Raw genomic sequence first — 6,538 nt, 5'->3', positions numbered from 1 at the left:
GCCACAGCGCACTCGGAGCCAAACCCCCGATCAGCCGACTGCCACCAACCTGATGGCCGGGTACACCTAGCGCCTTCGGTGTGGGCGGCCAGGCATGTGGCGCATCCGATCCACTCCTGCGTCGCGAGCGCGAGCTTCTCGCTGAGTGCGCGAGGCACCTTCATTCGTTTCAATGCCCGGGAGAAATCCAAGTAGCCCCGCAGCAGTGCGGGCGAGTGGGCCATGGTGCGGACCATGTCGCCCGCGGAGCCATGGCGATCGAGGATCGCGGTGAGTAACTCGGTGGACTTCTCGGGCGCTTCGGCCGGACCGAGTGCGCGCAACCGTCGCATCACGCTGCCGCCTTCCTGCGGAGGGTGGCGCCGGCGATCAGCGCACCCGCGACGGCGATCGCCGCAGTACCGATGAAGGCCGCGGAAAGTCCGGTGGTGACTGCGCCGGTGCTCCCAAGTTCGTTGGCGCCGAACGAGGTGGCCACGGCTGTCATCGCGGCCAGCCCTAGTGCGGAGCCGATTTGGTAGCTGGTGTTGACGATTCCCGAAACGAGTCCGCCTTCCTCTGGGCGGGCACTTGAGATGGCCGTGCCCAGTGACGGAACGAACGCCAGTGCCATGCCGAGGGCGGCGACGAGTGATGCTGGGAGCACGTCCGCCCAGAAGGTGCCATCTGGCCGCGCCAGCGAGAGCCAGAACAGTCCGAGCGCCAACACGAGTAGGCCGCTCACGATCATGGGTTTCGCTCCGATTCGTGCCACCACGCGCGGAGCCGCCGCAACCATGATGAGCAGGATGACCGTGGTCATCGGCAGCAGGGCCGAACCGCTCGCGAAGGCGTCGAGGCCGAGAACCTGCTGCAGGTAGAGGTTGAGGAAGAACCACATGGGGATCCATGCCGCACCCAGCAACAGCTGGGCGACGTTGGCGGCGCCCAGGTCCGGTGTTCGGAAGATGCCCAGGCGCACCAGTGGGGCGCTCTTCCTGGCCTGGATGACCAGGAACGCTGCCAGGAGCCCGATCGCGATTATCAGGCTGACCACGGTGCCCCCTGAGCCCCAGCCGAGCTCGGGAGCTCGGACGATGGCGTAGACGGCCACAGAGAGGCCCGCGGTGACGGTCACGGCACCGAGCAGGTCGGTGGCGCCACGCCGTGCGGCCGCCTTGGGCATCAGGGCAGGGGCGACGGCCAAAGCGAACAGGGCGATCGGGATGTTGATGTAGAAGACCCACGGCCAGCTGACGTACTCGGTAATGACGCCGCCGAGGAACACGCCCGCCGTGCCACCAGCGGGCGCGGCGGCCCCGTAAAGCGAGAGGGCCTTGGCCAGCTCTCGGGGCTCGCTCCCGAAGAGCATCATCAGCAGGGTCAGGGCCGAGGGTGCGATGAGCGCGGCCCCGGCGCCCTGCAGCGCGCGGCCGGTGAGCTCGACCCAGACTTCGCCTGCGGCACCGGCTACCGCCGATCCGGCGAGCAGGACCGCCCACCCGGTCATAAAGATTCGGCGGGCGCCCAGCAGGTCCGAAAGTCTCCCGCCGAGCAGCAGTAAGCCGCCGAAGGCGATGACGTAGGCGTTGAAAACCCAGGACAGGTTCTCCGGCGAGAAGCCCAGGTCGGCCTGTATCCGGGTTAACGCGGCTCCGATGATCGAGGTGTCCATGATCACCACGAACTGTGCTGCGGCGATGAGCGTCAGCGCCCACCATCGCCGTCTTGTCGGCTGGCCTGATGTCGTTGTAGCCATCATGTACTCCATACCAGTTAGGGGTATGTGTTCGCTGCGAAGCTAGCACCGCTCTGCTATATACGCTAGGGGGGTATTGAGGGCCTTGACGTCAGTCGGGCTTGATGCAGTGCTGAGTACGGGACACAGCCACGGTCGCTCGGATGGATGTCAGGCGACCTCGGCGCTTCACGCCGGCTTGTAGCAATGGCAGCAGAGTTCGACAGCACAGTTTTACCGCCGCCTCGCCGGATACCAACCAGTCGCCGACCCGGGCGCTTCGGTGCGTTCTCCACAGTTCTTCCATGTCGCAGCCCTTATCTGGTGGAGTTCTCGGTGGCGCATGGGCAGTCGCTGGCCTCGGCTCGCGCCTATCGTTGTGGACCGTTGCTTCCCTGTTGTCTGCTCGCTCGCCCGCATCCTGCCTCGCGGTTCTCGACGATCTGGATCGCTTGCGCTGGGCATTGCTGAGCGGCGCGGACAGCGTTCTCCCGCTCGGCTTCGTCCGGCGCGGGGTCGAACTGGGTGTAGCCGTGATCGTCGACCCAAAAGATCTTCGGAGCAGTCAGTGCGCAGACGGCATGGCTGTCGCACTTCTCGAAGTCGATGGTGACCCGCATCGCTCATCCTCTCAATTGACTGCCGTACCCCCCTACGGTATACATGAACTGGTCGACGGGTCCAGTCGTGCCTCTCCTAGATACGGGTAAGGGGTAAGATGGGGGCTCATTGACGCAGGTAAGGAGAGAACAATGCGGGGATACACCGGTGACAGGGACGGCTACCTCAAGCGGCTGCGCCGCATCGAGGGGCAGATCCGGGGCTTGCAGCGGATGGTCGAGAGCGATGAGTACTGCATCGACATCCTGACGCAGATCGCGGCGGCTACCAAGGCGCTGCAGGCGGTGTCCCTCGGGCTGATGGACGAACATCTCAAGCACTGCGTGGCCGAGGCGATCGCCGAGGGTGGCGAGACTGCGGACGCAAAAGTGCGCGAGGCGAGCGACGCTATCGCCCGACTTGTCCGTTCTTGATGCAGAAAGGTGAAGACGGATGGCTCAGCAGACTTACACCGTGACCGGCATGACCTGCGAGCACTGCGTGCGTTCGGTGACCGAGGAGGTCGGGGCCCTTAGCGGGGTGACCGACGTGGCCGTGGACCTGCCCACGGGCGAGGTCACTGTGACCAGCGACCAGGAGCTCGGCGTGGACGACGTGCGCGCCGCTGTTGAAGAGGCCGGATACAAGCTGACCGCCTGACGCGGGCAGCGGAGCAGACAGGAACGTCATGAACACTGCAGGGAAGCTCTCCGCCTACGGTGTAGCCCTTGCCCTCGTCGCCGCTGGCGCGTGGGCGGTCGGCACCGCTGTCGGTCCCCTCACCAGCGCAGCTGGCCCGTCCGGTGGCGAGGACGCCGGGCACGGGGACACACACAGCGGCACCGTCGCGGAGGCCACGCAACCCGACGAGCCCGCGGGGCTCGCATCGTCCAGGGGCGGTTACACCCTCACGCCCACCAACACGACGCTGACCCCGGGGACCACCAACCAGTTCTCCTTCCAGATCACCGGGCCGGACGGCGAGCCGGTCACCCGTTTCGAGGTCGAACACGAGAAGCGCATGCACCTCATCGTGGTGCGCCGCGACACGGCAGGGTTCCAGCACGTTCACCCGCAGATGAGGGCCGATGGCACCTGGACGGTGCCCCTGAACGTCGCCCAGGCGGGTAGCTACCGAGCGTTTGCTGACTTCGCCCCGACGGGGGGCGAGGGCACGACCCTCGGGGCCGATCTGGCCGTGCCGGGTGACTTCGCGCCAGTCAGCTACGAGTCATCGCGGATAGCCGAGGTCGACGGGTACCGGGTGCGCCTCGACGGCGATCTCGTGCCGGGGCAGACCTCAAAGGTGACGCTCACCGTCACCAAGGATGGCAAGGATGTCACCAACCTGCAGCCCTACCTAGGCGCCTACGGGCACCTGGTCGCGTTACGCGGCGGGGACCTCGCCTACCTGCACGTCCACCCGGACGGTGAACCAGGCGACGGGACCACAAAGCCCGGGCCGGGAATCACCTTCTACGCGGAAGTGCCCTCTGCTGGTGCCTACCGGCTGTTCCTGGACTTCCAGCACGAAGACAAGGTCCACACCGCCGCGTTCACCGTGAGCAGTACCGGGACCACGGAGGCGCCCAGCCAGCCGCCGGCACCGGGGACCGGTGACGGCCATGGCGGCCACGGCTGACCAGCGACCACGGAAGGAAACACCACGATGACTTCTGACCTGCACGAATCCCAGCAGGCTCCCGGTCGCGATATCGAACTGGCGATCGGCGGCATGACCTGCGCGTCCTGCGCGATGCGCATCGAACGCAAACTCAACAAGCTCGACGGCGTCACCGCCACGGTCAACTACGCCACCGAGAAGGCCAAGGTCAGCTTCCCCAGCGATCTCGACCCAAACAGGCTCGTCGAACAGGTCGAGGCGGCAGGCTACTCGGCGGCGCTGCCGCGGCCGAAGAAGGCCGAACCCGCGACGGAGCCGACCGCCGAGGAGGACGATCCGACCCAGTCCCTGCGGCACCGCCTGATCGGTTCGCTGGTGTTGTCGGTGCCCGTGATCGCGTTGGCCATGGTCCCGGCGCTGCAGTTCACCTACTGGCAGTGGGTCTCGCTGACACTGGCGGCGCCGGTCGTGGTATGGGGGGCCTGGCCGTTCCACAGGGCGGCGTGGGCGAACCTGAGGCATGGTGCGGCGACGATGGACACGCTCATCTCGATGGGCACGCTGGCCGCCTTCGGCTGGTCGCTGTACGCGCTGCTGCTCGGCAGCGCCGGCGAACCGGGCATGACCCACCCGTTCGAGCTCACCATTCAGCGCATCAGCGGCGACGGCAACATCTACCTCGAGGTCGCCGCAGGGGTAACCACGTTCATCCTTGCCGGACGCTACTTCGAGGCGCGCTCGAAGCGCCGCGCCGGCGCCGCGCTGCGAGCGTTGCTCGAACTCGGGGCGAAGGACGTGGCGGTGCTGCGCAACGGCCGGGAGGAGCGCATCCCCACCGATCACCTGGCGGTGGGAGACCACTTCGTCGTCCGGCCTGGCGAGAAGATCGCCACGGACGGGGTCATCGAGGAGGGCAACTCCGCGGTCGACGCGAGCATGCTCACCGGCGAGTCGGTGCCCGTCGAAGTCGGCCCTGGTGACACCGTCGTGGGTGCGACCGTGAACTCGGGTGGCAGGCTCGTCGTGCGGGCCACCCGCGTCGGCACGGACACGCAGCTGGCGCAGATGGCGAAGCTGGTCGAGGACGCGCAGACCGGGAAGGCAGCGGTGCAGCGGCTGGCCGACCGCATCTCCGCAGTGTTCGTTCCCATCGTCATCGCCCTTGCCGTCGGGACCTTGGCGTTCTGGCTCGGTACGGGCGGCGCCGTGTCGGCCGCCTTCACGGCCGCGGTCGCGGTGCTGATCATCGCGTGCCCCTGCGCGCTGGGCCTGGCGACCCCCACGGCGCTGCTGGTCGGCACCGGGCGGGGTGCCCAGCTGGGTATCCTGATCAAGGGTCCGGAGGTGCTGGAGTCGACTCGGCGCATCGACACGATCGTGCTGGACAAGACGGGCACCGTGACCACCGGCAAGATGGCGTTGGCCGACGTGCACGTCGCCGACGGCGTCGACAGCGACGAGGTCCTGCGCTTGGCCGGTGCGTTGGAGGACGCCTCGGAACACCCAATCGGGCAGGCCATCGCCCGGGGCGCGAGGGAGAAGGTGGGGGAGTTGCCCGCCGTTGACGAGTTCACCAACGTCGAAGGTCTCGGCGTGCAGGGGATCGTCGACGGCCGCGCCGTGCTCGTTGGTCGCACCGCGCTCCTCGAAGAGTGGAGCCAGCACCTGACGTCCGAGCTGGCGGAGGCGAAGGCGGCAGCCGAGCGGGAGGGCAAGACAGCGGTGGCGGTGGGCTGGGACGGGCAGGCCCGCGCAGTTCTCGTGGTCGCCGACACCGTCAAGCCCACGTCGGCCGAGGCCATCGCCCAGCTACGCGAGCTCGGACTCACCCCCGTCCTGCTCACCGGTGACAACGAGGCCGTCGCGCGCACGGTAGCCGCCGAAGTCGGCATCGACGAGGTGGTCGCCGAGGTCCTCCCCAAGGATAAGGTGGACGTCGTCAAGCGCTTGCAGTCCGAGGGCAAGGTCGTGGCTATGGTCGGCGACGGCATCAACGACGCGGCCGCGCTCGCGCAGGCTGACCTCGGGCTGGCGATGGGCACAGGCACCGATGTCGCCATCGAGGCCAGCGACCTCACGCTGGTGCGCGGGGATCTCCGGGTCGCGGCGGACGCGATCCGGCTGTCGCGGACGACCCTGCGCACCATCAAGGGCAACCTGTTCTGGGCCTTCGCGTACAACGTGGCTGCCCTGCCGCTGGCTGCCGTGGGGCTGCTGAACCCTATGATCGCGGGCGCCGCCATGGCGTTCAGCTCGGTGTTTGTGGTGAGCAACAGCCTCCGCCTGAAGCGGTTCCGCAGCGCCATCACCGATGCCGCACCAGCACACGGCGAGACGGAAGTGAGAGTCAAGGAGCCGGTTGCCGCCTGAGCAATCCAATCCGCTATCAGCCTCGTCGGCGCTCACCGCGCACGTGCACGGTGAGCGCCGACGGCATTGAGTTTGTGCACCCATCGGTTTGGCAGGGACCTGACGTCCTGATGAGGCCGGCTTCCATCCAGGTGGCTTTGCCATCGGACATGAGCTGCTGACCGACGTACTATGCCTTGCTGGCCATCGGCGCGATCCGGGCCGAGTGCTGAACGAGAGTTGAGAGA

6 protein-coding genes and 1 pseudogene are annotated in these 6,538 nt (G+C 67.4%); 4 read left to right on the top strand and 3 right to left on the bottom strand.

Features of this window, described 5'->3' with window-relative positions; genetic code table 11:
- The 3 genes and pseudogenes from FCN18_RS39930 to FCN18_RS36565 form a co-directional block, all read right to left on the bottom strand.
- Positions 1–332: pseudogene (locus FCN18_RS39930) on the bottom strand (hypothetical protein); the annotation flags it as partial.
- Positions 332–1,738 (bottom strand): MFS transporter, encoded by a 1,407-nt coding sequence (locus tag FCN18_RS36570; protein WP_206078077.1) that lies wholly within the window; start codon positions 1,736–1,738, stop codon positions 332–334. The gene FCN18_RS36570 and the pseudogene FCN18_RS39930, both read right to left, overlap by 1 nt.
- 350 nt (positions 1,739–2,088) lie before the next feature.
- Positions 2,089–2,337, bottom strand: a complete 249-nt coding sequence (locus tag FCN18_RS36565; RefSeq protein ID WP_110343998.1) for a ferredoxin — start codon at positions 2,335–2,337, stop codon at positions 2,089–2,091.
- 132 nt (positions 2,338–2,469) lie between these two features.
- On the opposite strand from FCN18_RS36565, the gene FCN18_RS36560 reads away from it, so the two are divergent.
- Genes FCN18_RS36560 through FCN18_RS36545 form a run of 4 tightly spaced genes read left to right on the top strand, consistent with a single transcriptional unit; the run spans position 2,470 to position 6,311 of the window.
- On the top strand, positions 2,470–2,751 hold the full coding sequence (locus FCN18_RS36560; protein ID WP_110343997.1) for a metal-sensitive transcriptional regulator: 282 nt from the start codon (positions 2,470–2,472) through the stop codon (positions 2,749–2,751).
- A 19-nt stretch (positions 2,752–2,770) separates the two neighbouring features.
- Entirely contained in the window at positions 2,771–2,977 is a 207-nt protein-coding gene (locus tag FCN18_RS36555; RefSeq protein WP_110343996.1) for a heavy-metal-associated domain-containing protein, read from the top strand.
- A 28-nt stretch (positions 2,978–3,005) separates the two neighbouring features.
- The gene (locus FCN18_RS36550) at positions 3,006–3,959 is read left to right on the top strand and encodes a hypothetical protein (protein ID WP_110343995.1); all 954 of its coding nucleotides are present in this window, start codon (positions 3,006–3,008) and stop codon (positions 3,957–3,959) included.
- Between the two features lie 27 nt (positions 3,960–3,986).
- Complete coding sequence (locus tag FCN18_RS36545; RefSeq protein ID WP_110343994.1) at positions 3,987–6,311, top strand: heavy metal translocating P-type ATPase; 2,325 nt, start codon at positions 3,987–3,989, stop codon at positions 6,309–6,311.
- Positions 6,312–6,538: the final 227 nt, after the last annotated feature.

This window comes from Prauserella endophytica (genome assembly GCF_005146945.1).
GTDB lineage: Bacteria > Actinomycetota > Actinomycetes > Mycobacteriales > Pseudonocardiaceae > Prauserella_A > Prauserella_A endophytica.
Note: the sequence above shows the minus strand (reverse complement) of the source record. Positions and strands in the feature narration are given on the sequence as shown.